General features: G+C 38.3%; 26 protein-coding genes and 1 pseudogene. 5 read left to right on the top strand and 22 right to left on the bottom strand.

Annotated elements, in window-relative coordinates:
* Positions 1 to 36: 36 nt before the first annotated feature.
* Positions 37 to 1,389, bottom strand: coding sequence for a hypothetical protein (locus GGQ84_RS04705; protein WP_429159844.1), 1,353 nt, complete (start codon positions 1,387 to 1,389; stop codon positions 37 to 39).
* A 277-nt stretch (positions 1,390 to 1,666) separates the two neighbouring features.
* Between GGQ84_RS04705 and GGQ84_RS04710 the strand changes: the two genes are divergently transcribed.
* On the top strand, positions 1,667 to 1,867 hold the full coding sequence (locus GGQ84_RS04710) for a cold-shock protein (RefSeq protein ID WP_429159846.1): 201 nt from the start codon (positions 1,667 to 1,669) through the stop codon (positions 1,865 to 1,867).
* 107 nt (positions 1,868 to 1,974) lie between these two features.
* Here the strand turns inward: GGQ84_RS04710 and GGQ84_RS04715 are convergent, their stop codons facing one another.
* From GGQ84_RS04715 to GGQ84_RS04730, 4 genes are read right to left on the bottom strand one after another with little or no spacing between them, the layout of a single operon-like run.
* A complete protein-coding gene (locus GGQ84_RS04715; protein ID WP_429159848.1) occupies positions 1,975 to 3,243 on the bottom strand; it encodes an aspartate aminotransferase type Ic in 1,269 nt (422 codons plus the stop codon).
* 59 nt (positions 3,244 to 3,302) lie between these two features.
* Positions 3,303 to 4,496, bottom strand: coding sequence for a M50 family metallopeptidase (locus GGQ84_RS04720; protein ID WP_429159850.1), 1,194 nt, complete (start codon positions 4,494 to 4,496; stop codon positions 3,303 to 3,305).
* The gene (locus GGQ84_RS04725; protein WP_429159853.1) at positions 4,493 to 4,969 is read right to left on the bottom strand and encodes a methylated-DNA--[protein]-cysteine S-methyltransferase; all 477 of its coding nucleotides are present in this window, start codon (positions 4,967 to 4,969) and stop codon (positions 4,493 to 4,495) included. The genes GGQ84_RS04720 and GGQ84_RS04725 overlap by 4 nt, the downstream gene beginning before the upstream one ends.
* Positions 4,970 to 5,004: 35 nt before the next feature.
* A complete protein-coding gene (locus tag GGQ84_RS04730; protein ID WP_429159856.1) occupies positions 5,005 to 5,859 on the bottom strand; it encodes a hypothetical protein in 855 nt (284 codons plus the stop codon).
* A gap of 152 nt (positions 5,860 to 6,011) precedes the next feature.
* On the opposite strand from GGQ84_RS04730, the gene GGQ84_RS04735 reads away from it, so the two are divergent.
* On the top strand, positions 6,012 to 7,709 hold the full coding sequence (locus GGQ84_RS04735) for a TraB/GumN family protein (protein ID WP_429159858.1): 1,698 nt from the start codon (positions 6,012 to 6,014) through the stop codon (positions 7,707 to 7,709).
* A gap of 75 nt (positions 7,710 to 7,784) precedes the next feature.
* Positions 7,785 to 8,978: an MFS transporter gene (locus GGQ84_RS04740; protein ID WP_429159860.1), complete on the top strand. Its 1,194-nt coding sequence runs from the start codon at positions 7,785 to 7,787 to the stop codon at positions 8,976 to 8,978.
* A 75-nt stretch (positions 8,979 to 9,053) separates the two neighbouring features.
* Here GGQ84_RS04740 and ybaK read toward each other — a convergent pair whose 3' ends face one another.
* The 3 genes from ybaK to GGQ84_RS04755 are packed head-to-tail and all read right to left on the bottom strand — an operon-like array spanning position 9,054 to position 10,639.
* The gene (gene ybaK / locus GGQ84_RS04745; protein WP_429159863.1) at positions 9,054 to 9,530 is read right to left on the bottom strand and encodes a Cys-tRNA(Pro) deacylase; all 477 of its coding nucleotides are present in this window, start codon (positions 9,528 to 9,530) and stop codon (positions 9,054 to 9,056) included.
* Entirely contained in the window at positions 9,527 to 10,432 is a 906-nt protein-coding gene (locus GGQ84_RS04750) for a hypothetical protein (protein ID WP_429159866.1), read from the bottom strand. The genes ybaK and GGQ84_RS04750 overlap by 4 nt, the downstream gene beginning before the upstream one ends.
* A gap of 18 nt (positions 10,433 to 10,450) precedes the next feature.
* Positions 10,451 to 10,639 carry a hypothetical protein gene (locus GGQ84_RS04755; RefSeq protein ID WP_429159869.1) on the bottom strand — a complete coding sequence of 63 codons (189 nt, stop codon included), beginning with the start codon at positions 10,637 to 10,639 and terminating at the stop codon, positions 10,451 to 10,453.
* A gap of 41 nt (positions 10,640 to 10,680) precedes the next feature.
* Between GGQ84_RS04755 and GGQ84_RS04760 the strand changes: the two genes are divergently transcribed.
* Positions 10,681 to 10,803: a hypothetical protein gene (locus tag GGQ84_RS04760; RefSeq protein WP_429159872.1), complete on the top strand. Its 123-nt coding sequence runs from the start codon at positions 10,681 to 10,683 to the stop codon at positions 10,801 to 10,803.
* Between the two features lie 50 nt (positions 10,804 to 10,853).
* On the opposite strand, the gene GGQ84_RS04765 is transcribed toward GGQ84_RS04760, so the two are convergent.
* Complete coding sequence (locus GGQ84_RS04765) at positions 10,854 to 11,759, bottom strand: TIGR01777 family oxidoreductase (protein ID WP_429159875.1); 906 nt, start codon at positions 11,757 to 11,759, stop codon at positions 10,854 to 10,856.
* Between the two features lie 153 nt (positions 11,760 to 11,912).
* Between GGQ84_RS04765 and GGQ84_RS04770 the strand changes: the two genes are divergently transcribed.
* Complete coding sequence (locus GGQ84_RS04770; RefSeq protein ID WP_429159877.1) at positions 11,913 to 12,269, top strand: CGGC domain-containing protein; 357 nt, start codon at positions 11,913 to 11,915, stop codon at positions 12,267 to 12,269.
* A gap of 55 nt (positions 12,270 to 12,324) precedes the next feature.
* Here GGQ84_RS04770 and GGQ84_RS04775 read toward each other — a convergent pair whose 3' ends face one another.
* The 13 genes and pseudogenes from GGQ84_RS04775 to cwlD form a co-directional block, all read right to left on the bottom strand.
* Positions 12,325 to 13,137, bottom strand: coding sequence for a formate dehydrogenase accessory protein FdhE (locus tag GGQ84_RS04775; RefSeq protein WP_429159880.1), 813 nt, complete (start codon positions 13,135 to 13,137; stop codon positions 12,325 to 12,327).
* On the bottom strand, positions 13,134 to 14,354 hold the full coding sequence (nrfD, locus tag GGQ84_RS04780; RefSeq protein WP_429159883.1) for an NrfD/PsrC family molybdoenzyme membrane anchor subunit: 1,221 nt from the start codon (positions 14,352 to 14,354) through the stop codon (positions 13,134 to 13,136). Before nrfD ends, GGQ84_RS04775 begins: the two co-directional genes overlap by 4 nt.
* Positions 14,351 to 15,151 (bottom strand): 4Fe-4S dicluster domain-containing protein, encoded by an 801-nt coding sequence (locus GGQ84_RS04785; RefSeq protein ID WP_429159886.1) that lies wholly within the window; start codon positions 15,149 to 15,151, stop codon positions 14,351 to 14,353. The genes nrfD and GGQ84_RS04785 overlap by 4 nt, the downstream gene beginning before the upstream one ends.
* A gap of 28 nt (positions 15,152 to 15,179) precedes the next feature.
* Positions 15,180 to 18,194, bottom strand: coding sequence for a formate dehydrogenase-N subunit alpha (gene fdnG, locus GGQ84_RS04790; protein WP_429159889.1), 3,015 nt, complete (start codon positions 18,192 to 18,194; stop codon positions 15,180 to 15,182).
* 273 nt (positions 18,195 to 18,467) lie between these two features.
* Entirely contained in the window at positions 18,468 to 19,847 is a 1,380-nt protein-coding gene (locus tag GGQ84_RS04795; RefSeq protein ID WP_429159892.1) for a sensor histidine kinase, read from the bottom strand.
* A 4-nt stretch (positions 19,848 to 19,851) separates the two neighbouring features.
* Positions 19,852 to 20,583, bottom strand: a complete 732-nt coding sequence (locus tag GGQ84_RS04800; RefSeq protein WP_429159895.1) for a response regulator transcription factor — start codon at positions 20,581 to 20,583, stop codon at positions 19,852 to 19,854.
* Between the two features lie 150 nt (positions 20,584 to 20,733).
* Positions 20,734 to 21,138, bottom strand: coding sequence for a hypothetical protein (locus GGQ84_RS04805; RefSeq protein WP_429159898.1), 405 nt, complete (start codon positions 21,136 to 21,138; stop codon positions 20,734 to 20,736).
* A 107-nt stretch (positions 21,139 to 21,245) separates the two neighbouring features.
* Positions 21,246 to 21,509, bottom strand: a complete 264-nt coding sequence (locus tag GGQ84_RS04810) for a hypothetical protein (RefSeq protein WP_429159901.1) — start codon at positions 21,507 to 21,509, stop codon at positions 21,246 to 21,248.
* 75 nt (positions 21,510 to 21,584) lie between these two features.
* Positions 21,585 to 22,204: pseudogene (locus GGQ84_RS04815) on the bottom strand (anaerobic carbon-monoxide dehydrogenase catalytic subunit); the annotation flags it as partial.
* Between the two features lie 38 nt (positions 22,205 to 22,242).
* The gene (locus GGQ84_RS04820) at positions 22,243 to 23,202 is read right to left on the bottom strand and encodes an aminopeptidase (RefSeq protein WP_429159904.1); all 960 of its coding nucleotides are present in this window, start codon (positions 23,200 to 23,202) and stop codon (positions 22,243 to 22,245) included.
* A 55-nt stretch (positions 23,203 to 23,257) separates the two neighbouring features.
* The gene (gene amrA, locus GGQ84_RS04825; protein WP_429159907.1) at positions 23,258 to 23,788 is read right to left on the bottom strand and encodes an AmmeMemoRadiSam system protein A; all 531 of its coding nucleotides are present in this window, start codon (positions 23,786 to 23,788) and stop codon (positions 23,258 to 23,260) included.
* 62 nt (positions 23,789 to 23,850) lie between these two features.
* Positions 23,851 to 24,177 carry a D-ornithine 4,5-aminomutase subunit OraS gene (gene oraS / locus GGQ84_RS04830; RefSeq protein ID WP_429159909.1) on the bottom strand — a complete coding sequence of 109 codons (327 nt, stop codon included), beginning with the start codon at positions 24,175 to 24,177 and terminating at the stop codon, positions 23,851 to 23,853.
* 99 nt (positions 24,178 to 24,276) lie between these two features.
* Positions 24,277 to 25,014, bottom strand: a complete 738-nt coding sequence (cwlD, locus tag GGQ84_RS04835) for an N-acetylmuramoyl-L-alanine amidase CwlD (RefSeq protein ID WP_429159911.1) — start codon at positions 25,012 to 25,014, stop codon at positions 24,277 to 24,279.
* Between the last annotated feature and the right edge of the window lie 172 nt (positions 25,015 to 25,186).

A 25,186-nucleotide genomic window follows, 5' to 3' on the forward strand; every position in this document is an offset into this window, starting at 1 on the left:
TAAAAATCCTCCTTACCCATTAGGCCACTTCCTATTTTAAGAAAAATAGTTTACTAATAATATAACCATCGGAGCTACAAATAACATTATAGCAGCAAATTTCAGGTTGTATTTAAAAGTAACATTTGTTGGTTTATCTTCAATTACATCAGCTACTACAACCGGAAATGGAACTAAAGGCGAAATAATCATAGCCATGTACCAACAAGTCAATAACGTAAGTGCAAAGGCATTATTTGACAAACCGATAGTTTCAGGTGATACGCTAACCGCTAAAGCAGTTACAGTTATCATCATATGAACACCAATCAAACTCAATCCCATTGTTAATATAATTAATAACTGAAGTATTAAATACAATGGCAACACATTTAAAGCAGTTAATACTATTTCAATATAGTCTTTTAAAGGTGTATATGAAGCCATTGATCCCAAAAATCCAGCGCCAATTATAAATGGTAAAAAGCTCTTAAAGTTTAATAGGTTCTTGCTATAATCCTTTAATTCCTCTTTTAAGCTATTAGTTACTTTTAAAGTTAAGCACCAAAATATTGAGTAAATAATTATTATCAGTGTAATTGTATAGAGTGAATTGGAAAAATGAATAAAGTGATCCCCTACAAATGCTAAAAATATTAACATAAATATATGCAATAGCAATTCATAAACTTTCTTGGCAGATTCTGTACTTTCAATTGTTTCCAAACGTTCATCCACCTTTACTTGCAGTTCTTTATCAAATCTAACAAGCAAGGAAGACACTAATATAATTGCAAATACCATAGCAAGGCCACTAAAAAAGTATTCCGAATAGCTTGCAGAGGCGAATAAGATCATCATTTGCACTACCCCATCATAAGGTGAAAAGGATACATAAGAGGCATATCCAGCAGTATATATTCTAGTAAGGTACTCTTTCGGCAAGTTTATCTTCTCAAGTAGGCCTTGTAGTGTATTAATTGCTCCAATATTCAAAGCAATAGAAAGAGCCACGTGGAGAACTGCTAGAAAAGAAAACAGTATTCCCGGTTTATCTTTTTTGATATAAATATAGCTTTCTAGGGAATTTAAATAATTTCCATATTTTATAGGAATTGAAACTAGTGGGACTGCTACAAACAATACAGGTATTCCCATTCCGTTAGTTATATTTTCGTACCAAATCTGGAAATCTAGATTATATGCATATAAAATTATATGTCCTAAGAAGAGAGATATAATAGAAACATAAAGCAAAAATCCCCTTGTCATAGATATAGTGGAAGCCAAAAGCAGAACCATCCCTAATGATGTTAGTACCACAAAAAAGGTTTCATTTATTGGTAACAATTCGCCTAAATAAACAATAATAAAAAGTAAATACATACTTAAAAAATACATTTTTTTCATTAAAGTTTCCCCCACGTGTATAAATACTTTGTTTATATGCAATAATATAAATAAACAATCTATTTAATTATACCATAGAAAATTTAATATCGTCTAACCAATTCTATTGACAGATTGTAAAAGTAATGGTAGAATGAGTTAAATCGTATAGATGAAGTCTATAATTCACATATTATAAAGGGTTATCGCTTCACTTAAGATTGATAACTCTCTATAATATGTGAATTTTTTTTTCACATACGATTAAAAAACAATTTATGTTGGAGGTTTTAAAAACATGCAAACAGGTACAGTAAAATGGTTTAACTCAGAAAAAGGTTTTGGATTTATCGAAGTTGAAGGTGGAGACGACGTATTCGTACATTTCTCTGCTATCACTGGTGAAGGCTTTAAGACTCTTGAAGAAGGACAACGTGTTGAATTTAATGTTGTTCAAGGTAACAGAGGTCCTCAAGCTGAAAACGTTGTAAAGTTGTAGAAACTGACTTCTAATAGCATACAACAAAAATTTAAATAAATAAAAGGCCCTTGACTATGTCAAGGGCCTTTTATTATTCTGTTTCTAAAACTTAGCTTTAATTACCTTTATTGTTTCTTAGCACTAACTAGCTTCACACATAGACAGAAAATTTCTATTGCCTTTTCCAGTTCTTCCAATGATGGAAATGTGGGTGCAAGGCGGATATTTCTATCCCGAGGATCCTTACCATATGGATATGTGGCTCCTGCTCCTGTAAGGGTTACACCAGCTTCTGCCGCCATTTGCACAACTTCCTTAGCACAACCATCTAACGTATTGAGACTAATGAAGTACCCTCCCTTTGGCTTACTCCAAGTGGCAATGTTTCTATCACTAAGTTCTCTTTCCAATATATTTAGCACCATATCAAACTTAGGCTTTATTATTGCTGCTTGCTTTTTCATATGAGCTTCTAGGTTTTCAAATGTTTTAAAGTAGCGCACATGCCTCATCTGGTTAATCTTATCAGACCCTATTGTTTGAAACGCAAGCTGCTTTTTTATAAAGTCCACATTCTCTTTGCTAGCAGCCATCATAGCCACACCTGAACCGGGAAAGGTTATTTTTGATGTGGAACCGAAAATAAATACTCGGTTCGGGTTTCCAGCTGCTTTACATGCTTCAAGAATATTTTTTAGCTGTTCTGGTTCATCTGTTAAATGATGAACTGTATAGGCATTATCCCAAAAAATTCTAAAATCTTCCGCCTTAGTAGTCATTTCTGCTAGTCGATCAACAACCTCATCTGAGTATGTAACACCGTCAGGGTTGCTGTACTTAGGTACGCACCACATTCCTTTAATCGTCTCGTCATCTCTAACAAGCTTTTCTACTTCATCCATATCTGGCCCATCAGGTGTCATTTCAACTGTTATTAGTTCCATATTGAAAAATTCTGATATGGCAAAATGCCTGTCATACCCTGGACTTGGACATAAAAACTTCACTTTAGGTAATTTACTCCAAGGAGTCGGACTACCATGAACACCATGCAGCATAGCCCGGGCTATAGCATCGTGCATCATGTTGAGACTGGAGTTCCCACCTATTATTATTTCTTCTTCACCGACTTCTAGCATCTGAGAAAAAAATTCCTTAGCCTCAGGTATTCCGTCAAGAACACCGTAATTCCTAATATCTACTCCTTTTGCAGTAGAAAGATCGTCATCAGATTTTAGCGCATCAAGCATACCCATGGAAAGGTCAAGTTGATCTGAACATGGTTTGCCTCTAGACATATCTAGTTTTAAGTTTTGGCTCTTGTACTTGTTATACTCTTCTTGTAATTCTTCTAAATACTGTTCCTTCAAGACTACTTCCTCCCTATAAATCATTAGTATTGGACTTTTATATTAGTATACTATAAATATAACTGTCGCACATATAAAATTATTTAAATAATTTTTTTATTTAATCTTATCTCATCAGCTAAAAAACCCTCAAAATGTTTCCACACATCTTGTGCAGCTGATATTTTAATATTTTCCTCATTTTTTAAGTACTCATCGTACTGTGCCAGCCCTAATAGGTGTTCAGTTTGTTTTATGAGATACTCTTCTATAGAGCTATTCCCCACCACTGATTTCAAGTCCTTGTAAAGTTCTACTGCTTTTTTCTCTGTATTTTCATTGGTATATAAGAGTCTTACCATGTGAAACTGCAAAAGCAGTGTAACTTCTGACTTTCTTGTTTCATTCATTCGATCTGGATTATCCAATAGGAATTCTATATAGTCCCACACTACTTGAGGCATTGCATTAGAGACACCGGACAAATACTCAACGATAAAATTATCTAATATTTTAAGAGTTAAAGGAGTTGTATCTTTTTCTTTAAACTTTTCTTCAAGCTCATCACATATTAGCTCTCTTAAAAATTTATTTTCTCTTCTCACTCTATCATAGTCTGAAGATAACACCCCATACTGATAAAGCTGGATTGCAGCAAAAAACCTGTTATGCTTATATAAGATAGAAGCAGGGAAATCTCCAATTACAGCTCCGTTCTTACTAAAACTATTAAAAATAAGTAGTAACGTTATTATAGTTAAAGCTATGGTAATAGTGAACAATATCGATGCTACGTAATTGCCCACTCCTAGCAGTATTGCTAATACTGTAAAAAGAACTGCACTAACCCAGGTGAATATAGATGCTAAAGGTCCCGCTACAATTGCTCTAGCATAGGCATCTTGCACCCTCTTGAAATCTTCTTCATCCTCAATAAAATTTAATTCTGGTACTGCAATCCCGCCAAAGTTTGTGAACTTGTTAGGTTTTATCTTTAAAGTCCACCTGCCCTTTTGCTTAATAAATAGAAACATGGATACAAATACAGCACGCATCCTTATCCCATTTCTAATAAAGCTTATAAAGTGTCCTAATTCATGCATTGCTATGGCGAAAAAAAAGGAAAATAAAATGCTCATCATATAGATCTGTGGGGATAGTGGAGTATACTCAACAGCTTCTATCTTCAATACCGCACTGGTAACAAGATTTGAAAACCCATCACTTAATACAAAACTTATAACTATCAAAGCAATGATAAAGTAGAAAAACGTATAGTTTTTTCTCTCCTTTTTCATACTAGTCTGCTCCTAAATCTCAGTTCTAAATCTAATAGTCTCTTCTTCAACTGGAGGCCTCCCCGATACCCTACAAGATAACCATTCGCACCAATTACTCGGTGACAAGGGATTATTATGGGAATTGGATTGCGATTATTAGCAAGCCCAACAGCTCGTGACGCCTTTGGAGATCCTACCTTTATTGCTATTTCTTTATACGTTCTAGTCTCACCATAAGGTATCTCACATAGACTGGACCAGGTTGCTTTCATGAACTCTGTCCCTTCTGGTGCTATGGGGAGCGAAAACTCCCTTAACTCACCGGCCAAGTAGCTCATGAGTTGGCGAGAGGCTTCTTTCATTGTAGGCGTTTCTATTACCCGTGCATGACGTGCCAATTCATCACCGGCAAAATGTAAATTTACAATTTTACCATCCTTTTCAGCAATACCTACTCTGCCAATAATTGTCTCATACATGTAAACATTCATATGCTACCACTTCCCTCACTTCCCTATCCAGTTTTTTATCTTTTGAACATACCTTTAAATACCCCCTGAAACCCTGATTGCTCCCTTTGATACTGACAAAAGAAGAATGGCAAATCTTTTCCTTGACCCCATTTTCTCTTAAAGCGCTCAATTCCTGTGTTAATGCTCAGTCCTAAATTTACGGTATTAATACCTTTATTCTTAGCAGCCTCAATCAAGTGGTATAATAGCAAATCTGCAGCTCCAGGCACATAACTGCTTTTATCTCCAGTAAAATTAAACAAATAAAAACATTGATTTCCTTGCGAAAAATCTACTATGGTATATCCCTGTAGCTTGCTATTTCCGAAGCGAGCCTCTAATATCAAAGGCTTCTCCGAATAAGAAATATAATCTGGAATCCTATTGAAAAAGTTAGTAGTGTCTCTATGGAAGCTTTTATGATTTAAAAACTCAATTAGCACGTTATGATGTTCCATAGTATAGTCTCGGGTGGCGTGTACCTGTAGTTCCCTACTGGCTCTATTTAGCATATTGCGTAGCTTTGACTTAATTACAATGCTGTTTATATCCAAAATGGAGTATCTATCCTCATCTTGCTGAAGAGCAATATTATATCCAGGAATGTGGTGTGCCCTATCAGAAATTACTTTAAGCTCTTTGGGACTGTGTTGTCTAGTAACACGGGCTAAAGCTTTCTGGAAATCTCCTTCCTCATGCTTCCCTTGTAATGGGTAACCAATAAAGTTAACCACGTCATCTGTGTAATAATACAAGTACTGTCCTTCTAAGCCAGGTTCCATATCAGAAAATGGAACTAGATAGTGGGGCAAATGTTCTGGTATATATGCATTTGCATATATAAATTCCTTATCTGCAGGGCTTAACATTTTTTATCCCTCCACTTTCAATTTCACTGATATAACATTTCTTTAAAAAAACTCTTTTCCCTGCCCCTTATATTTTATTTTTGTGACTAATTGAACAATCTCAATAATGTTGGTATACTTTCCATATACAGGTTATGAAGGGTGGGATTATCTTGCTAATCGAAAATATAGAGAGAAGAGAAATTCTTAAAAACGCAAATGTCCCAGAGCACTCTGTTTCATTTATGGAGGCCATGTCTGGAAGAAAGGCTTTTTTGATTGATTCTTATCTATTCTTCCATGCAGATAAGCTACTGATGGCAGTAGGCTACCCTCTTTCAGATGCTTATAAAAGCAATGATTTTTATCGGTCCCTCACTGAGGCTTTAGATTATACTGCTGCTACTGACTGCTTGGCTATCTGCCCATTTCTCCCAAGACAGCTAAGATCGCATCAAAAAGATCTCTGTCAGTACTATACGCTTTCTGCAAACCACCAAGTTCCTTCTCGCTTGGAAAAACTAGTTCAAAGGGCTGGGTCAACCCTCAGAGTCGAAGAAGGTAATGAGTTCACTCTATCCCACCAGCGCCTCTGGGCAGAATTTGTAGGTCGCACTCCTTTAACTGCTAATGTGCGCAGACTTTATGAAGGAACCCAAGAAGTAATCACTCCCGATTCAAACCTAATTTTACTTAATGCATGGGATGCCAAGGACAATTTAGCCGCCTGTCTTTTATTAGATTTAGAACCCCAAAGTTTTTTAAGCTACATTGTAGGGGCACATTCTCGCATCCACTATACTCCATATGCTTCCGATTTACTGTTTTCAAAAATGTTGGATATTGCAAAGAGAGAGGGCAAAGAATATATTCACCTAGGCTTAGGAGTAAATGATGGCATTAGGCGTTTCAAGAAAAAGTGGGGAGGTTCTGCCACCATGAGCTATGAAATGGCTACTTGGCATGACAGTTCTCGACTTACTGGTAAAGAAATTTTTCAAATGATTGCCCCTCCTCCTGGTAACTCTTCATCTAAGCAACAATTTCTTAATGAAGCAGCCAAAGATAAAAAGTTTACTATGCTCTGGGAAATAGAGCGAAAGGGTCGTCGCTCTTGGATAGGTGGAACAGCTCACTTTTTTCGTTACAGCTTTGAAACTTCTTTACGCAAATTATATGACCAGGTTGATACTGTAGTTTTTGAAGGACCCCTAGATCAAGTGAGCATGGATATAGTAGCAGAAGCGGGAAAAAATCCTCCAAGTGATTTTCGTCCATTAATCGAGGCATTTTCAGAAGAAGAGATTAATAAACTAGAGCGAGTAGTCTGTGGCCCTCAAGGCTTATGGGTAAAATTGTTACAGATAGAGTTTGCTGATCCTCCAGACGTGCGCTATTATCTGTCTCAAACTTGCCATTGGTTTGCATTTTTCTCTCTTTGGAGTAGTTTCTTGAGACGAAAGGGCTGGGATGGTTCTGTTGACATGGAAGCCTGGCATATAGCCCGAGAAATGGACAAAATAATCGTGGGAATGGAGGCCATCCAAGAGCAAATTGAAACCTTAGAAAGTATTCCTTACGAGCGGGTTGTTAATTTTTTTCAAGAACACCAAAGCTGGGACCACTATATTAAACGACATGAAAAGGCATATCTTGAAGGAGATTTACAGGGAATGATGGGAATGACTGCCGAATTTCCCTCGCGAACTGAAATGGTAATTAACAGAAGAGATGAAACCTTTCTAAAGCGAATGTTGCCATACATAACAGAAGGCAGATGTGCGGTTTTTGTGGGATCAGCTCACATGTATAACTTGCAACATATGATCGCTGATGCAGGCTTTAATATCAAAAAAATTGACGCCTTTTAATTCCTGGTATATCTTTAAAGCCTCCTGCTCAATATAACTGTAAAAACAGTTGTTGCTACGGAAGGAAGAACTGCATTGAAAAATACAAAAACATGGGATATAGCATCTATTGCTTCTATTCCACTTATTATGACCCTAGGTAATGCAATGATTATACCAGCTTTGCCAACGATTCAAAAAACCCTAGAAATATCTTCCCTACAGGTCAGTATGATAATAACCGTTTATTCGCTGGTGGCAATAATCCTTATCCCTTTTGCTGGCTTTATATCGGACTTATATGGACGCAAAGTAGTTATTATACCAAGTCTAGTAATTGCCGGATTAGGTGCTTTTGTTTCTGGCTATGCCTCATGGCAGGTTGAAAATCCTTATTTTTTAATCCTCGTTGGACGTTTTTTGCAGGGTATAGGAGCGGCAGGTGCTTTTCCTATTGTTTTACCCCTAGTGGGGGATTTATTTAAAGCGAAAGAAGATGTGAGTAGCAGTTTAGGGATAATTGAAACTTCAAATACATTTGGCAAAGTATTGAGTCCTGTACTCGGGGGAATATTTGCCGCCATTGTGTGGTATCTTCCTTTTTTTGCTTTTGTAGTTCTAACTATTATCCCTATCTTATTGATGTTTTTCTTTGTAAAAGCACCTGAAAAATCAGAACATCCACCAAAATTCAGATTGTTTCTAAAATCTGTAGTAACCATTTTCAAAAGAGATGGCCGCTGGCTTTGTTCAATATTTGCAATAGGCTGTATCTGTATGTTTGTGGTTTACGGTACACTTTTTTATCTGTCTACTATTCTGGAGGATCAATATGGATTTAATAATATTAAAAGCGGCTTCATCCTAGCAGTGCCTTTAGCTGCATTAAGCATTGCATCCTTCTTTACCGGTAGAGTTATAGGCGACAATAAACTCCTAATGAAGTGGATAACTTTTTTTGGATTGGCATTAGTTGTTATAGCTACTTTCATTGGAGCCTTTACCACTACTCTCTCCCCCCTGTTAGCTACCCTATTTTTTAGTGGCCTGGGAATAGGAGTAGTTTTGCCTAGTTTAGATGCATTAGTAATAGAAGGCATGGAAAAAGCTGAGAGGGGTACAATTACCTCCCTCTACAGCAGTATGCGGTTTGCAGGAGTGGCTTTAGGGCCTCCTGTTTTTGCAATTGTTATGAAGGTATCCGACCAAGTATTATTTTTTACTGCATCTGGTGTTTCCCTTACAGGTGCATTGGTGGCACTTTTTGCCATTAAACCTCCAGAGAAATAATTTAATCAGAAATTAATACAGGTCTTACTTTTCTTAGTTTCGTAAATATACCTGACTCCTTCTTCTACCTGCTCCTTAGTTCCTATCCAAAAAGGGCACTGTTACAGCGTCAACTGCCTTTACCAGGTCAGCTGGCTTAATAACAATCTGATAGCCCCGAGCTCCGGCACTGACCATTATTTCAGCATAATTTAGTGCATTGTCATCTAGGTATACGGGATAGCTTTTCTTGATCCCAATAGGAGAGACACCGCCCCTAATATAACCGGTCAACTGCTGTACTTCTTTTAATGGAACTAACTCCACCTTCTTATTCCCACTTTGACTTGCTATACTCTTTAGGTTTAGCTCGCTGCCGCCGGGAATGCAGACAATCAGTACACCTGTCTTATCTCCTCGGGCAACCAATGTTTTAAATATTTGCTCTGCTGGGATACCCATTTTCTGAGCCACATTAACTGCACTTAAGTCCTCTAAATCTACCTCATATTCCTCAAGTTCATATGATATTTTTAGCTTATCTAAAATCCGAGCCGCGTTTGTTTTTTTCATAGCTTGGGTATCTCCTTTTTTGCCTCTGTACCATTAGAGTACCTGGCATTCAGGTACCAGTAATCGAAATCCTGCTCTGGCTCAACAGTTATTCTATAAGGGATATGGTAGAGATCTCTTGTATCCTCTCTTTCAACAACCAGTTCTTCCACTATAGTTCCGTCTACTCTCTTACTCACCAGTGTTAGTTCCTCCACATGTGCTCCAGAGTCAGGGGTTCTTACTTCAAACACATCAATACTTACAGTACCCCCAGTCATATTATAATGAATATGTGTATCCAGACGGCTATATAGCATTGCTCCCAAGTGTTCTAGATAGATAATCTGTTTATCACTAGAGCGTATCACATCATCCTTCTTTACCACCACGTAGTAATTAATATTTGGATTTGCATACTTTTCTTTTATTTCTCTAGCTACTTCTTCTACTGCAACATTTGAAATGCTCTGATTTGTCTGGCCACTTCTACTAGTACTGCTTATGTGCCACTGGGGTTTAGGGGAAACTTCCGCATAAATGGTAGCTGAAAAATATCCATCTGCTTTTTCTACTGCATCAACTGAAATATATTGGTCCTCTCCAGGCTTTTTATAGTTTAATGTAACTTCACTGCCCTTCTGATATTCTCGCATCTGCCAATTAACCTCTATTGTCGCTTCTCCCTCACTCACATCTAAAAAATCCACCTGCCCTGGGATCCACCAACGAGCATCATCTCTAACCCCCTGAACTATTCCCCTAACACTAGAAACCTCACTGGCAACCTGACTGCGTACACTGTTTAATTCTTGTTGTAAATTATGCACCTGTTGTTGAAGTTTTTTTGTATTTGACCATGACATCCAAGAGAAAATAAGTACTGCTACTAATAACCATAAAATCTTGTTTTCTTTTCCCACAAAATGTTCCCCCTAATTTTAGTCATTATCCTTTTTCCTTTTCCCCCAGGGCTTCAAGACAGAAATAATAAGTAAGAAAATTACTACAGCCAATGCCCCTATTAAACCATAAAGAATCGCCCCCCGGCTATATGTGTATATGGCATTTTCCAAGAAATTTGCATCATTGACTGAAATGTAGATTGCATCATCTATTCGAAAGCGCATAAAATTAGCTCCTCCCCTTATTTGGATCATTTGGAGATAGGATGGAAGAGGTTCTTGGAACTTTAAGCGAAAATGAACTTGCCTTTTTAGTGAATTTCTATAGACGTATTAATTCTGCACTTGAAGAAGAGACAGAAAAAATTGTAAACCCTCCAATTACTTAATTGGAGGGCTTACAATTTTCCAGCAACTCGCCCCTCTCTCCCTACTCTATTTATATTTTTTTTATAACGTCCTCCAGTGCTTCATTCACTCTGGAAAATCTAAATTCGTATCCTGAATTAGTAATTTTATTCGGATAAACCCTTTGACTGTTAAGAATCATATCTGCCATTTCACCTAATCCCACACGAAGAATTAGCTGTGGAACCCTTAACCATGATGGTCTATTCATTGTAGTTCCAATAGCACTACAGAATTCTTTCATTCTAACAGGAGTTGGGCTAGTAGCATTTACTGGTCCAACAATGCTCTCATTTTCTATAACAAATCTTATAATTTCTACTAAATCATTAATGTGAATCCATGAAACCCATTGGTTTCCGCTTCCAATTGTTCCTCCCATGTAGAATCGATAAGGTACTATCATGCGTTCCAGTGCTCCACCCATGCCAAGGACTACGCCAATTCGCAAATATGAAACTCTAACCCCAAACTTTTTTGCTATAGAAGCTTTTTCTTCCCACTGCTTGCACACATTGGCTAAAAAATCATCTCCTGCTTTTGATTCTTCAGATAGTTCTTCTTCTCCCCTATCACCATAGAAACCAATAGCTGAAGCATTTATAAGCACTCGTGGAGATATTATCTTGCGCTCTATAGCATCATTTATTAGCTGAGTAGTATCAAGTCTACTTCTCACTATTTTTTCTTTTTTTGATTTCGTCCATCTGCCACCGCCAATAGATTCCCCAGCTAAATTTACAACACACGTTACTTTCTTAAGGGCACTGGATCCCAATATGATTTTATCCCATTCAATCAGCTTTATTTTCTCATTATTATCCTTTGCTCTTACTTTGCTCCGTGTCAAAATGGCAACATTATATCCAGAGTTAATGAGCTCTTCGCTTAGCTTTTTACCAATAAAGCCAGTACCACCTACTATGAGAGTGTGCATTATAAAACCTCCCCTATCTGCTTACCTTTACATTCTGCATATTTTTTTATATTCCTACTCAAAAGGATTTAATTTATAAAAGGAATATTTGTATTTATGAAGAATTTGTAAAGTATTAGTGAAAAACTTTAATTTATTTGGGGGGATTTTTGTATGAAAAGGATTGCTATTATTACTTGTAGTAAGATAAGGGATATCCATTGTATGGGGTGTTTGAAGTGCTTTAAGGCTTCTTCTAAAGGTGATGGTGAATTTGCTGCCCACGGGGAAGGAGTCCAATTAGTAGGCATTTTCGGATGTGGCGATTGTCCCGGACTAGTAATGCCTAAGACCCAGTTGGTAATGGAAGTTGCTGATTACCACGAAATAGATGTCGATGTTATTCACTTGGGCACCTGTATGGTAAAGGCAAATAAGACTGCTTCTTGTCCGATCGATTTAGATAAGGCTGCAGAAATGATTAAAAACAAGTTTGGCTTACCAGTTATAATTGGTACACATAATTATTAAAAAACACCTATCGACAAGGAGCTTATCAAGCTCTTGTCGATAGGTGTTTTTACTTCTATTTGTCCATGGGAATAAACCCTTCTCGCAATGCTAAGTAATCTAAGTATCCTGTCTTTTTTTCCTCTAAAAAGATATCTCGCTTTGACTTCAGCCTATCTTTTTCATTATAAGTCTTTATATACCTCTTACACTGATAGCACACATTTACTTTGTAACCATCATCTTTATCTTCTACCCTGAAGTATCCTAGCTTTTCTGGGTTTTCTTCTAGGCAACTGGGGCATCCTATTCGCTTAAAATTCCACTCCAGTTCACACATAGGGCACCATAGATAGCGTTTCCCATCCTTTTCTTTAGAGAGGCGCGCCATAGCAGCACTCTGTCCACACCCAGGACAATATCCCTGTTTCCATTCATCTAAGGGGTATTGTTCCCCAATATATTGACTATAAGATTTTAGAAAGGGTTTAAGTGCATAGGTAAACACCGCCTGAAACCAATTGGGGTTACAGCTACTCAGATCAAAATTCTCCTCTAATGTGCCTCCTCTGAGTATACTTGCAACTTTATCACCCAGACTATCGTTCATTATCTTTTCTATAGCGTCACTTTTGTATTGAGGCTGATATTTATTAAAGATGTCCACCACTTTTTCGAGCGCCTCTTTGAAAGTATTAATACCTATTGAGGGGGGGAAGCAGCCTAAAGCTGCTTTCCCTTCATGCATAATCCTCCTAAACTCATCCTGGTCTGGCTGCACTGTCAGCTCCATACTCACTGCCAAGTCACTGTAGAGTTCAGATAACTCCTTATAAAAGGACTCTTCCGTTGGCAGCGAGTAGCTTACTTGTTCCTTAGCCTCTATCATTTGGAACCTACACTGTAACTAGGCTGAGGAACACCTTGCTGCTGTCTTCTCTCTTCTAGCTCTCGCATATTTTCGAAGTATGGATTATTCTCCTCTTCAGGTAGAACATCAAAGTTTTCCACAATAAATAGGAAGATTAGATACTTAAGACATACAATAGCCAGAGTTACCACTATCTCTATAAATGTTGGTATATAGCCAAGTGGTGCTGACTCGTAAAATCCAGCAAAGATAATACCAAACCTGTTCGCTAATACACCTGTTATTAGCAAACAAGAAGCTAAAAGCATTCCGCCTTTACTTTTACGTCCTGGTCCCATGGCTATAACAATTGCACCTAGTACAAATAATGACAACTCAAATAAGTACGCATTGCTGGCCAGTGAGCCGTTGAATGCAGTGCCTAATAATCCATTTGAGGCCGTATAAAATAGTCTCACTCCTACATAGGCTACTGCTACACCAGCTGAAACTTTCATTAGCTTTGCAGCTAATTCTGTTTTAAATTTCATTTTGTAGGATTTGCTCACCAATAAATATTCTAGCACAAAAATTGCTGGTCCTACACACATTGCTGACAATAGAAACATCCAAGCAACCCATTCACTGTACCATATTGGGTTCATCTTTGAAGGTGCGATCAAAAATAGTGCTCCAATAGATGACTGGTGCAAGGAAGACAACATAATCCCTATAATTACAGCTGGGATAGTAATCTTCTTGGCAATTTTGTAAACCTTTTCTAGATTAAATCGCTTTGATAATACTGGCAACATTTCGATAAACAAAATCGTGTTATACAATATCACACACAAGAATACTTCAAAAAGAATTGAGGTGTAACCCCAGTTAAACATAGGTCTAAACCAGTTGTACCAAAGACCAACGTCCATGCCTAAGCCAACTAGAACAAATATATATCCCAACCAAGCTGCTAGTACTGCTTGACGAGACAGTTCTTTCAGGCCTTTTAATTGAAGAATATAAATTAAAATACACATGGTAAAACCACTGGCTGCTAAAGCAACACCAGCTCCTACGTCCATTGCAATCCATAAAGCAAAGGGCCATGCATCGTTCATATTTGTTGTGGGTCCAAGACCAACTGCTAAACGATAAAGCATGAAGGCAGCACCCATAACTGCTATGATTATAATAGGTATTCTCCAAGGGGTTATTCTAAAAGAGAAAGATCCTAGCCATATTTTTGTGTTCACGCTTTTCCACCTGCCTTTTTATCGTTTTCAGCACTTGTCACATCGTTTTTACGGCTATTATACAAATACAGTGCTGTCATAGTAAGGCCCACTCCACCTGCAAGGTAAGGAACTTTGGTTAAAGCCTTCCAAGTAAGATTTGGTAATGGCTCCTTGGGCACATCCATGGGCAGTCCCAAGTCTTCAAAAGGTACGTCTGACAAATACAATACATTTGTACCCCCAGCTTCATGTTCACCATAAACATAGTCTACATATTTATCTGGGTTATCTGCAATTCTCTTTTTGGCCATAGCAATCATTTCATCTCTATCGCCAAAATCAATAGCAGTAGGACAAGAAGTTACACAAACCGGTTCTTTCCCGTGTTCGATCAAGTCAAAGCAATATTTACATTTTACAATAGCCGGAAAGACCTTATCCCATTCATATTTTAACATCCACCAAGGACAAGCTATCATGCAATATCTACAGCCTACACAAGTCCTCTTTTCGTAAACTACTGCTCCGCCTGCCCTCTGATCGAAAGCCTTTGCAAAGCAGGCTGACTTACAAGCAGGCTCTAAGCAGTGCATACACATTCTCTTAATGAACCTCCAGGCCGGCTTTCCACCTTTCTCAACATCCATAAAGTCTACTACTGTATAGGTTTGGCCATCGGTTTGAGGAGGATTAGTCATGTTATTAGTAAATGAAGTTTTATTATTATCTAGATTATTCCATGACTTACAGGAAACTTGACAAGATCTGCAGCCAATACACTTCGTAACATCTATTAACATCGCTTTATTACCCATTCTTTATCACCTCGCTTATTGTCATTTATTAGCCTCTAGTTAAATTACACATAAATGCCTTGCTCTCAGGTATTGTAGTATTGGCGTCCCCTACGTTAGGCACTAATTTGTTAGCTGAATCCCCTGTTGACAATCCCGTATGACCCCAATGCCATGGCATTCCAATCATATGATAGGTTATGCCGCCAATTGTCAATGGCTTTACTCTCGGTGTAATCATTGCTCTTGCTCTAATCTCACCTCTTGGGCTAGATATATTAACCATTTCTCCCGGGCTAATGCCTTTTTCTTGGGCTAACTCCTTTGATATTTCTACAAACATCTCTGGCACTAATTCCACAAGAGATGGTGTGTTTCTCGTCATTGCTCCACTCTGGTAGTGCTCAGTAACTCTGTAGGTGGTTGCAATAAATGGGTAGTTAGGATCGCCAAACTCTCTTAACTTTCCAAGATCATTTTCCCATACATTGGCAACTGGCATATATTTTCTCTTGTTGAAAGAGTTTTTCACCGGACTCTCTACTGGTTCATAGTGTTCTGGAAAAGGTCCATCATTTGTACTATTTGTAAATAATCTACCTACACCCTCTTCAGTCATTATAAATGGAGTCTTTGCTGAAACTTGTGGAGCAACTGATGCATTAAAATCTGGAACATCCTTTTGTTCCCACTGGCCACCCTTGTATTCAAACAATGCTCTTTCGGGATCCCAAGGTCTACCATTTGCATCTGTAGAGCACCTATTATAAACAATACGTCTATTAGCTGGCCACGCAAAGGCATAGTTTGGATGCAATCCCAAACCTCCTGGTGCTTCTAAATCTCTTCGTTTACAAGCAGGATCATCGGGGTTAGTGAAGTAACCGGAGTAAACCCAATTACCACACATAGTAGTTCCATCATCCTTAAGTTCACCGAAGTTAGATAGACTTTGACCAGTCTCAATGTCATATCCATTAATTTCTGATGCTATTTTGTTAATGTCGGGATAATCATCACCATAGTCCCAATTCATTTTTGTAATTTGATCAGGGTAAGCCCCGCCTTCTTTATCGTAAAGCTGTTTTACCTTTTTAAAGAGCTTATCTACTATCCACATATCACTTTTACTTTCGCCAATTGGATCAATGGCCTGATATCGCCACTGTACCCAACGGCCACTGTTAGTTACAGTTCCTTCTTTTTCATAGACAGCACAAGCTGGTAGCATAAATACCTCGGTATCTACTTCCTCTGGGTTAACCCCCGGAGCTCTCCAGAAAGCTGCTGTTTCTGTTTCAAAAATATCTATAGCTACAACCCAATCTAATTTCTTCATAGCCTCTAACGTATAGGTAGTATTCGGCCCTCCAACTAGTGGGTTTTGTCCCCAAATAAACATTCCCTTGATTATGCCATTATAAGTGTCCTCGAAAATTGATTGGTGGGAATGGTCTTTTTCATCACATTTTGGCATGAAGTTGTATCCAAAATCATTATCTAGCGTTGCATTTTCGCCATAAAACGCCTTTAATAAGCTAACGAAAAACTTGGGCTTATTGCTCCAATAGCCACTACTTGGCGTCTCCTTTTGGATATAATCGTTTAATGTTGGGTGAAGATGGTCTCTAGGCACAGACATATATCCAGGCACTAAGTGATATAACATTGCCATGTCAGTTGATCCCTGAACATTGCACTCACCCCTCTGGGCGTTCACGCCTCCCCCTGGGATACCCATGTTTCCAAGCAGCAGCTGTAACATTGCAAGAGATCTTACATTCTGTGTACCACTGGTGTGCTGGGTAATTCCCATAGCATAGATCAAATTGCCTGCTTTGCCGGCAGTTCCAGTGGAGCAGAATGTGTCTGCAACTGCAATAAAATCATCTTTGCTACAGCCAGTTACTTCACATACTTTATCAATTCCATATCTTTCAACGTGTTTCTTCAGTAATTGGTATACGCTCCTTGGGTGTTGTAGTGATGTGTCTTTTTGAGGTTCTCCGTTTGCATCTAGCTCGTATTTCCATGTACTTTTATCGTACACTTCTTTTCCGTTCACTTCTTCTAAACCAGAAAACTCGCCGTCAACAAAATCAAAGTCTTTGTCAATTATGTAGGATGCATTGGTATAGGTCAGTATATAATCTCTATGATATAAGTTATTATTAAGGGCATAGTTTATTAAACCATTTACAAACGCAATGTTTGTTCCAGGCCTAATTGTAGCCATTACATCAGCGTGAGCAGAAGTTCTGGTGTATCTAGGGTCAACTACAATTACTTTTGCCCCTCGCTCTTCCTTTGCTCTTAGGATCCACTTCATAGAAAGTGGGTGATTCTCCGCTGGATTAGCACCAATGATAAAAATCACATCACTATTCTTATAATCTATCCAGTGATTAGTCATTACTCCTCGTCCAAATGTTGCTGCCAGACCGGCAACAGTAGGGCTATGTCAGAGTCGCGCGTGGTGGTCAATGTTAACTAATCCTAAAGATCTAGCAAATTTGTGAAATAAATAATTTTCTTCGGTTTCTAGTGCCGCACTCCCAAAGTGAGCCATGGACATTGTTCTGTTAACTGTCACACCTTGCTCATTTACCTGTTCATAATTTGCGTCTCTAGTTTCCTTTGCCTTTTTAGCAATTCGCTCAATTGCCCAATCCCAGTCTTTTTCTTCCCATTGATTACTCTTAGGAGCTCTATATAAGACTTTTTTTAATCTATTAGGGCTTTCAACTCTCTCTCCATTTTGCATAACATGGCTCATGTCATTGATAGAAGATCCCTTAGCACACAAAGCTCCCTCATTAATAGGGTTATCTGGATCTCCTTCAACATATATCACCTTGTTGTTCTCCGCAAATACTAAAATTCCACATCCCACACCGCAGTATGGACAAACAGTCATTTTTTCAGTCCCGTACTGAATCTTTAGATCTTCCTTTGCATAAGCTTTACTTGTTTCAATATCAGCAGTAGCTAATGCTGTTCCCATTGTAGTAATTCCAAGTCCTTTTAAGAACCCTCGTCTGCTGACTTTTTTTGCTACATTCATAACCTTCCCCCCTCATACACTCTAGTATTCTAGTACATATAAATTACATTAGATGGTGCTAAAATAGTAGCGGAGTCCACTCTTTCACTAGTTGTTACCAGTAATTTTTCTTGTCTAACCAGCTCCCTTCCAGTACTGCAGCTAAATAACTCTATAATTACTAAATAATACAATTACTATTATAGGAAACTAAGAATTTAAATACAATAGATATCTAAATAGTGCAAAAATTCTGTGTTTATTTTAAAAAAAGAAACAGCCTTTCGACTGTTCTTAATTGTGCCCTTTAGGTATTTCAAAGATAAATACTGTTCCTCGAGGCTCATTATGTTGAGCCCAAATCTTGCCTCCATGAGCTTCAATGACCCCCTTAGTTATTGCTAAGCCTAATCCCGTCCCCCCCTGTTGACGACTCCGAGCCTTGTCAGTTCTATAAAACCGCTCAAATATGTTTTTTATTTCATCCTTTGAAATGCCTTGACCCCAATCAAAAATTTTCACAGTAACACTGTTTTCTTTAGATGTTATGTCAATTCTAACTTTGCTCTTATCTTGAGAATATCTCATAGCATTACTTATGAGATTTATCAATACCTGTTTGATCCGATCCGTATCAATTTCTACAAAAACCGGACCTTTAGATGTTATTTCAAATTCTATCCCCTTATCCTCTGCTTCTAAATAAAAGATGGGAATGATTTTTTTTACTAGTTCAGTTAAGTCCGATGGTTGTCTGTTCATTTCTAGTTTTTCAAAGTCCAGTAAACTTAGCTGTTGCAAGTCAGCAATTAAACGGGAAAGTCTTATTACTTCATCGTTCATAGATAAGATTAGTTCTTGAGTAGGTTCTTTGACTCCAGCTTGAATAGATTCCAAGTTGCCACGAAGAATTGTGATTGGTGTTCTTAACTCATGAGAAACATCAGCAACAAGCTGTCCCTTCAATTTCAAATTATTTTCTAGTTCATCAGCCATTTTATTAAAAGCCACAGCTAACGTACCTATTTCATCCTCCGTGTTTATCTGAGCCCTGTATTTCATAACATTTCCCTTCATACTTTTAACAACATCCGTTAAATGCTCAATAGGACTTACTAGACGTTGAGCAAAAAGTATTCCTACTCCAATAGCCAATAAAATTGCTAGTGCAGCACTCCAACGAAATCCCCGATAAACTGATGCTAGAAACTGCTCTTCTAATGTTACTACTCCTGGCGGAGGGCTGACTTCTACTAACAGAGTGCCAATCTGCTGACCATCTAAGGCAATGGGTTCACTGCCCTTCAAATCCTCCGTACTAAATAGCTGATTTACACTGTCGTTGTTGGTATCTAAAACTACTTTGTTTTCCTGATCCAGTATTATTGTTCTCTGACTTACCTCAAAATCCCTGGTCTCTACTCGCCTTCTCATATTGCCCATATGTTGCCCCATAGGCATGTGAATAGCATCTTGTAAACCCTGAAGGGTTTCATGCCTCAGGTAGTAATTAGACGCTATATCTTTCCACCTTTCTGCATTAATGCTTACTTGTTGCTCTATATACTGATCAAAGGCGTCTTTTGTGGACCATACTGCAACAGTCATAGAAATACCTGCAGCGGTTAAGGCAACTATTAGGAATGCTAATATTAGCTTTGTCCTTAATTTCATTACCTCACCTCTTCTTCCATTCCTTAAAACTAGAGTTAAATTTATAGCCAATGCCAAATACAGTGAGGATATATTGAGGGTTAGCCGGATCTACCTCTACTTTTTTTCTTAGGTTGCTTACATGGGTGTCTATTGAACGCTCGTACCCGCTGTAAACTTCCCCTAAAATTGCTTCTACTAGCTGTAATCTACTGTATACTCTTCCCGGATTGCTCATCAATGTTTGTAATATCTTAAATTCTGTAGGTGTTAAGCTCAGTATTTTATCTTTTAGAAATACTTGGTGCGCTTCAAGATTAACCTTTAGGTCCCCCACTACTAACTCTTCTTTTCTTGTAACTTCAGAAGTAGCTTGTTCACCATAAGACCTGCGTATCACAGCTTTTACCCTAGCTGTCAACTCAGCTAAACTAAAGGGCTTTGTTACATAATCATCAGCCCCTAGTTCTAAGCCCAGTAACTTATCTATTTCTTGGCTTTTGGCAGTTAGCATTATAATGGGAACTTGACTTTTACTCCTCAATTCTTTGCATACATCTAGCCCACTTTTTGAAGGAAGCATTATGTCTAAAACAATTAGATCTGGCTTCCAGCTTAAAGCCAACTCCAAGCCCTCTTGACCATCCCAAGCAGCTTTAACCTGGTAGCCCTCTGCTTCCATATAGGACTTAACCATTTCCGCAATTTTAATTTCATCTTCAACAACTAGTAGTTTTAGTTTATTGCCAACTGCCACTTAGCTCGCCTCCATTCTAGTTATTAAAGAAAACTTGGCTTGCGTCAAGCTTGAGCTTCGGCGGAAGCCTTAGTTGCACTTATGCCGATGGAAAGTAGAACTTTACTATGGTATAAATTAGCTGACTCAATTTGAGCCAGCTTTAACTATTTAAAGTATGTTTCCTCGCATTTGTGCCCCACGGCCCATGCCTTCACCTTGTCTTGCTCCTTGACATCGTCCCTGTCCTCTAAAGCACTCTCCTTGGCGTTCCAATCTTTCTGTTATTCGCTCACTCATTCTCTCCTGACAAACTTCCCATTGCTCTTCTGAAACTTCTCCTGCCTTAACTCTTTCCTCCATTACCCTGGTTCTCTCTTCAACGACCTTTTCAATCAGTTCTTCTCTTGTAAGGTCTTCATCTACAGCTAACTCACCAATTGGAGTAATACCTTGCTTTGGACCAAAACCTAAGCGGTCCTGCACTTCAGCTGCAAAGGATTGACTTGGTGCGAATCCAGCCACAAACAGCCCTAAGATTAGCACACTGGCCATTGCTACTACTGACTTTTTCATTGTAATCCCTCCTACTTTTTTTTGTAAAAACCATGGCCTTTACAGTTATATAGTATCCAAAAATATTTTATTTTTGTTGATGGAGTTGTTAAGATTTTATCAAGATTTTAAGACAGTGATAAAAATATTATAACTACAAAATTATACAGCAATAATAAGCTTAGCAATATTACAATTCCAGACAGTGCCAGATTTTTTCCCTTAATCATAGCATAGATTCCTAGAACTAGGCTAGTTACTGTAACGCCTATCCACATAAATGTTGCTAGAACCCAAGGGATAGTATTTAATACCTGCGTAATCAGCAATAGATAGAGTACTATTTGCATTATAAAAGCCACAATAGCTGGTTTTTCTTTGATGTAATCCACGCATATCACCTCTTTTATTCTCTATCTATCATTATAACACAAAACAGGTCCAATCAATCTGGACCTGTTTTGTCACTATACTTCTAGGCCTAAACCTACTCGATTCTGATTTATTCTCTCTATCATCAGTTTCCCTGCCTTGTAGGGATCTAACTCAACAATTAGCTTGCCACCAAATAGGACATCAGTACAAAGCTCAGTTTCTGATTTATCGCCAGTAAAGGCCTTTGTGAGCAACTCTGAACCTGATACAGGCGGCGCAATTCCAACGTGCACATCAACTCCTTGGGCTAAGAAGTATGAACCAATAACAATGGCTTTGGGACTGTGCGTTTCAGGACATGATCCTACAGCAGGCAACTGGGATACGGATACACCTAGATAGTTGGCAACTCTGCTACTAACAGCTCATCGACTCTCGAATTGTCCACACAGCTTCCCATATGCAGTACTGGTGGCAGTGCAGGCAAGCCGTGAGCTCCACCTAACGCTTCTAAGACTCCTCTTAATCCTTCTCCACAATGCTTAACTCCCTCTGGGGACATTAGTGAAAACTTTGCCAAGGAATGGGCTGAACAGCCTGTTGCTACCACCAATATATCATTCTTTAATAGCTCCTTAGCCACCTCTACATTGTACCAGTCCTGCTTGAGCTTTGGATTAGTACAGACTACAATTGCCGCACCCCCCTTGATGCGGACCACTCACTGCAGAGTTAGTCCCTTTCTTATAGCTATTTTAGCAACTTTCCCTTTTCAATTATAGCTTCGCCGTCTATCTCCACAGTTGGTTCAGTAATTATTCCATCTAAGTGGCTGGCAACTTGGACTTTACCTCCAAATGTGCTATTGTCCCCCACAGCAACATGAATTGTCCCCAACACTTTCTCGTCCTCTAATACAAAACCAGTTAACTTCGCTTTATCATTAGTCCCTATTCCAAGCTCTGCAATATTCCTGGCATCTTTTCCATACCTTTTAAAAATTTCTTCTAACTTTGAAGCCTCTTTTCCTTTTACTGCAATTGCATAACCATCTTCTACCGTAATCTCCAATGGTTCAGATAGTATTCCCAACCCGGACATAGCTCCATCTATGACCAACTTGCCATTAGTTGTCCCCTCAACGGGAGCAATATAAGCTTCACCCGCAGGTAGGTTTCCAAACTGGCCAGATCGGTGATATATCCCTGTGTCAGGTTGCCCCTCCCGCCCATTTATATCCATTGTCAAGTCTGTACCCTTAGCTGTGGTAATGCGAACTTGTTTCCCCTCAGTCAGAATCTTTCCGTATAACTCACTGCGCTCTTTTATCTCCTTATAGTTTGCAGTAAGGGTTCTACTCATCATGTCCGCTGTCAAAGCAGGTAAGGTAGCAACTCTAGTTCCCGCTTCATTAGCCTTTCTTCTAGCTTTTGTATGAGAAAGGGACTTAGATGTAACACATAGTACTACATCGCTAGCCTTCATTGCCTCTGCTACCGTAGTCGGTGGTTCACTGCCGTGATTTTCTCTAGTTTCCATTTTTATAATCATTGCTTCTGCCCTCTGACGCAAGGCCTCTTTATAAAAAATTTCTCCCAGTTCTACCATAGGCTCATCAATTACTATCAGCACTTGTTCCTTTGCTTTTAACCCCATACACTCTCTAAGTGCTATTTCTGCCGCATTATGTAGTTGCTCTTTTTCTGTCATTATTATCACCTCATGGGTCATTATATAACAGCAACTTTTTCATTACAATAGCTCCTTAGTGATACCTTGTAACTTCAAAACGCTCTAGCTCCACTGGTTCTCCTGGACCTATGCCAGCCTTTTCCTTAGCTATTCTTACCTGAGCCTCTGCTGTCTCTATCCCTGGCAGATTTGGAAGGAGAGTACCTTTTTTCTCTCCACTTTTAACTATAACACCATATCTTTGGGGATCTAACTGCTCTTCGCTAGTTACTTGTTCTACTGCTCCTAATATGTCAACAGAATAGGTTAATTGGTCTAATTCGTCCATCTGAATTGGCTCAAATCTAGAATCATTAAAACCAGCTTCTATTGCATTACACACTATTTCTTCAGCCACATTTTCTTTTGTGGGTTGGACAGTTCCCATACATCCGCGCAATTGCCCTTCCTTTATTATAGAGACAAATGCACCTGCCGGCTTATGAAAGGGTGGTTCTACATCCTTTGGTATAAATTTTAGTTTCTTATCCGAACGCACTGAGTTTTCAACAACTGTCCTTGCTATTTTCGCTGGTATTGATTCGTTTGCTTTTAAAGTTTCCATATGATCCTCCTCAACCTTAAGCATTTTGGTTAAATTTACGCTGCTCATCTCTGTTCAATAATTCAATGTTTTAGTGGCGATACCTGCTCTCTTTCTGCCTCTAAATTGTAAATATCTCTTTGCAAGAGATACCACCCTTTACCAAGAGATAACATTTCCCCTGCTTTTTTTAAACTCACATCGTGTAGATTTGCCAGTCTCCAAATCAGCTGTCCAGGCTCATAGTGTTGCATCTCGTTTTTCTTCCAGTAAATAATTATGGCCTCCACTTCTCCCTTTGAGAAGCCCATATTGTAAAGCCTTGAGCGCTGCTCGCGTATTATTTTTTTATCACTAGCCCATTGATTTACGGGAGATATTACTCTATCAATTATTCTAGATATTTGCATTTAAAAACCTCCTGGTTAAATATCTTATCTATAAGTTATTTTACCCTTACTACAAATTTTAATTAAAATAAAAAAAGACAAGTTTTGTCACCTGTCTTTTTAAAGCTCGTTATTTTCACTAAAATAGGAGTTAATTCCTTCATATATAGCTAAAGCTAATTTATCCTGATACTCTAGGTCCATCATTAGTTTAGCTTCTTGAGGATTTGAAATAAATCCTACTTCTACTAAAGCCCCAGTAGTATCACTATTTCTGAGAATATAAGCATCAATAGGCTTTGCTTTTCTAGTTGTATTACCCATTGTATCTATAAGGCTTTGTTGTATTTCCTCAGCAAACAATTTGCTCTCTTCACTGTTACCATTGTAAAATGTTTGGGCACCTGACCATTTGTTTGAAGGAAATGAGTTTACGTGAATACTTACAAGAATATCTGGATTAGCTTCTTTAATCATTTTAACTCTATTTTTCAAATCTTCCCGCTTTTTCTTACTGTATCCCTTTTCCGATGTACTCAAATCTCTGTCGTCTTCCCGTATCATTATTACTTTTGCTCCACCTTGCTCTAAGTATCTTCTCAATTTTAAGCTTATATCCAATGTAATGTCTTTTTCAACAGCACCGTGTGACCCTCCTGCACCTGGATCCGCGCCTCCATGCCCCGGATCAATGACTACTACTTTTTCAGCTATTACAAATGAAAAAGCTTCTTCGTGAGCAACCTGCTCACTTATATGCCCTTGATGATAAACATAACCTATAGATACAATTATCATTCCTAAAAACAATGCCGATAGATAGCTTGGCCATTTAAAAGTATAAATCCAAACCCTCATTTCTCCACCTCTTTCTAAACCTATAAATGAATTTACCTTAAATTTATGAGAAGTGGACAAAACTTATTCCTGATATATATCGAGTAGGAGGTAGATAATTATTTTATCTACCGTCCTCTCACACCACCAAGCATACCGTTCGGTACTTGGCGGTTCATTAAGTTAATTGCAT

Source organism: Desulfitispora alkaliphila (assembly GCF_050433185.1).
Classification (GTDB): domain Bacteria; phylum Bacillota; class Desulfitisporia; order Desulfitisporales; family Desulfitisporaceae; genus Desulfitispora; species Desulfitispora alkaliphila.